At 63.5% G+C, this 2,945-nt stretch carries 4 protein-coding genes; 2 read left to right on the forward strand and 2 right to left on the reverse strand.

Annotation, left to right across the window (positions count from 1 at the left end; genetic code table 11):
- Nucleotides 1–167: 167 nt before the first annotated feature.
- Together AC1DY5_RS49610 and AC1DY5_RS49615 are read left to right on the forward strand one after the other, a co-directional pair.
- Nucleotides 168–686, forward strand: coding sequence for a MarR family winged helix-turn-helix transcriptional regulator (locus tag AC1DY5_RS49610; RefSeq protein ID WP_478121667.1), 519 nt, complete (start codon nucleotides 168–170; stop codon nucleotides 684–686).
- Nucleotides 687–963: 277 nt separating this feature from the next.
- Nucleotides 964–1,254 carry a hypothetical protein gene (locus AC1DY5_RS49615; RefSeq protein WP_478121668.1) on the forward strand — a complete coding sequence of 97 codons (291 nt, stop codon included), beginning with the start codon at nucleotides 964–966 and terminating at the stop codon, nucleotides 1,252–1,254.
- 181 nt (nucleotides 1,255–1,435) lie between these two features.
- On the opposite strand, the gene AC1DY5_RS49620 is transcribed toward AC1DY5_RS49615, so the two are convergent.
- Nucleotides 1,436–1,651, reverse strand: coding sequence for a hypothetical protein (locus tag AC1DY5_RS49620; RefSeq protein ID WP_478121669.1), 216 nt, complete (start codon nucleotides 1,649–1,651; stop codon nucleotides 1,436–1,438).
- An 844-nt stretch (nucleotides 1,652–2,495) separates the two neighbouring features.
- Nucleotides 2,496–2,945 (reverse strand): hypothetical protein (locus AC1DY5_RS49625; RefSeq protein ID WP_478121670.1); only part of this gene is annotated, 450 nt, incomplete at its 5' end.

Here is a 2,945-nt window from a genome sequence, read left to right on the forward strand (position 1 = left end):
ATCCTGGCGTCCCGTTCAAGCTGCTGAATCGTCACTTATCGCCCTTTCGATTTGGAAGTTGCGGGCGAGTCTAGGAGTCGATGCGGTAGTTCTTCTATACAACTATCTATCGGAATCGCTTCGGGATTCCGCGCGAGGGCCTTGCAGTCATGTCGTTCGCTCAGCCTGTGGTCGTCGAGGACCTCCTGAACTACAAGCTCAGCCGCCTGTTGGCAAGCAGCGGTTCCATGGTGACGCGGTTGTGCGAGGGCCGCTACGGCATCACCCGGCGCGAATGGCGGCTGATCTGCATCCTCGCGGCACAGGACGGCATGTCTCCCTCGGCGCTGGCGCAACGCGCCCATCTCACGCGCGCGCGAATCTCGCGCCACATCGCCGACCTGACCGAGAAGAAGCTCGTGTCGCGCAATACCGTGGCGACCGACAAGCGCCGTTGGGTGGTTTCGCTGACTGCCAGCGGACGAACCATTTACGACGAACTGTTTCCGCAATCGGTGAAGTTCAACAACATGGTGCTCGGGGCGCTTGCGCCCGCCGAGCTTCGGCAATTCGATGTCGCCTTGAAGAAGCTCACGGACGTGGCGGACGCGTTGAGTGCCTCGGTCGTGCTGGAGGAAAAGGCCGATCGCCGTCATGGAGGCAGTCGACGTTTCTCTCGCGCGACCCTCGACGACCGTTTGTGGTGAAGGGCGCAGAGTGGCCCGGAACGCAGGCCGCGGCCGAGGGCAGTCCTTGCCTGTCGTCGCGCTCCCTCGGAATCGATAGGCTGGTGCCGTACATCTTCGGCCTGGTGCACGACAGCCAGCGGCTGGACGAGGGTACCGATCCGGAACACGGCCTGCGCGCGGCCGCGTTCGTGAGAGCTCGAAGGGAAGATCTTTTCGGCTTCTTGCCGGGCGCCGCCGTCGATGCGCTGGCGGTGGCCTGCGATCGGCACAGCGACGGCGAGACCGTGGGAGAGCCGTGGGTGCGCCCCAGCTGGGACGCCGACAGGCTGGACATCGGGAGAGTGAACATCGTCCCGGACCCGGACTACCTCTGCACCGACTACGCGCGGCGGCCAAGTTCACTCACGCGGAAGGGGAGACGCTCGGCATCGCCGGCCTGTGGGCGCCCTGGCGCAACGCGCTCGGCGAGTGGGAGCTCAGCTTCACCATGCTGACGATCAATACCGACCACCACCCGCTGTTCAAGCACATGCACCGGCCGGACCTTTCGCGGCCGATCGAGAAGCAGGACAAGCGGATGGTTTGATCCTGCCCGAGGCCCTGTACGAGGAGTGGCTCGACGCGCCGGCAGACTGCTCGATGGACTTCATGAACCAGTACCCGGTGAGCGGCTGGTCATGACGCCGGTGCCGCCGCCCCCGAAGGATCTCAAGCCCAGTGTGGCGCAGGCCGAGCAGCCGCCCCAGCAGCCGTCGCTGTTTTGAACGTTAGGCCGGCGGGCCCCATTCTTCGCGCGCGACCTCAATGGGACTGCGCGTGCCGTGCAATGCATACAGTTCGCTTGCGAGGTCGGTCGTCTGCTCTATATCGGCGCACCCCTCCGAGAGACCGTGCCACTCGGCCACAAAGGCACGCTGCCACTCTTGGCGGGGGTCAAGGGGCTTGTCAAGCATCATCGCCGGCATTTCTAGCTTCCAGTTCATCGTTCCTCCTTTTAGGGCAGTGGTTGGGACGGCGCCCGTGAAACGCACGACCTTCCACCGGTCGATGCCATCCTAAAACCCGCGCAACGCCCTTCAGGCGGGGCAACCCCGTCGGTCGTCACTAGGTGTGACTATGTAAATTCCAGGGCGAGCGGCAACTCCTCAAACGCACGGCGGCTCTGGTGACTGAGGCCCTATGCCCAGTGCCTCTTCGATCCAGCATCTGCTGGCCTATGACGGCGGTAAGCTGCCACTAGATTGGCAGTCGTATGAAAGTGAAGGTTTCACATTTTTACAGCCAAAGGCACAGTAAATGCGAAACGTGACTCAGCATCCACCTTGGAACGCGACAGCTACCGGCATCGAGGAAACCACCCACTCGCACTAGGGTGGTCGCTTCTGCGTCTGGCGTGTCTGGCAGGCGTCTGAGCGACATGCGAGTCATGCTTGCGAGGTCCCTGGTCGACGATAGGTGGCGCATGGAATGCGTGCCACGGCACAAGCGCTACCCGCGTCTTGCTATGCGCAGTCTTGCTCAGCCGACGCAACGCAATGGTTTCCCGAAGTCTTCGGAAGCCTGGCAGGCGTAAAGGCGCAGTGCAGGCGGAGCGGTTCAGGCGAGCGTGACGGCGTCGTCGTAGAGCTTCATGTCGAGAGCGATGTCGCGGATGCGCAGGTGGCGCATGGTCACGCTGGCGCTCCCTGCGGCAGGTTGTCCGCGGTGCTGGCCGTCTCAATGCCAGTCATGGGCGAGGCGCCATGGCTGGGGATCGGGGTCCTTCATCGCAATGTCCGTGGCGCGGCATCCGGTCAGCGTGGCGAAAGCAGGGTCTCACGCTCTAGGTCATGCGGGCGAGGCTTGGCGCCGAAGGAGTTCGCTCAGTCCGAACGTGTACCGGTCGAGCACGCCGGCGCGCAAAAGCGTGAAGCCCCACTCGAAAGACTGCTGCACGGCGTCGGCCGCACCGATCGAGCCGTCGTTGTGCATGATCGCCAGCGTGCGTACCAACACGGTGGCAGTGAGCTGCTCCTCGCGTGCGATTCGAAAGAGGGTCTGCAGCTCGGGCCCGATGGCGGTGTGGGACTCTTCACTGAGGTAGTCCTCGACGGTGCCGAGATCGCTGTGGCCCTCCATCGAGCGCACCGGTACAAGGATCGGGTCGTCCTGGTCGATCCCGTCGATCCATCCCAGTTCCACCCCGTCGACGTTGATCACCGAGAAGATGCAATCCACCTGCAGGAGCTGCTGCTCAATCGGCTGGGTGAAGTCGCTCGCGTAGGGCGAATACAGGGC

The sequence above is a fragment of the Variovorax sp. P4_D9 genome (assembly GCF_056401695.1).

Excerpts from the sequence above, each read along its gene's own strand:
- AC1DY5_RS49620 (WP_478121669.1), bottom strand. The coding sequence starts at position 1,651 with ATGAACTGGAAGCTAGAAATGCCGGCGATGATGCTTGACAAGCCCCTT.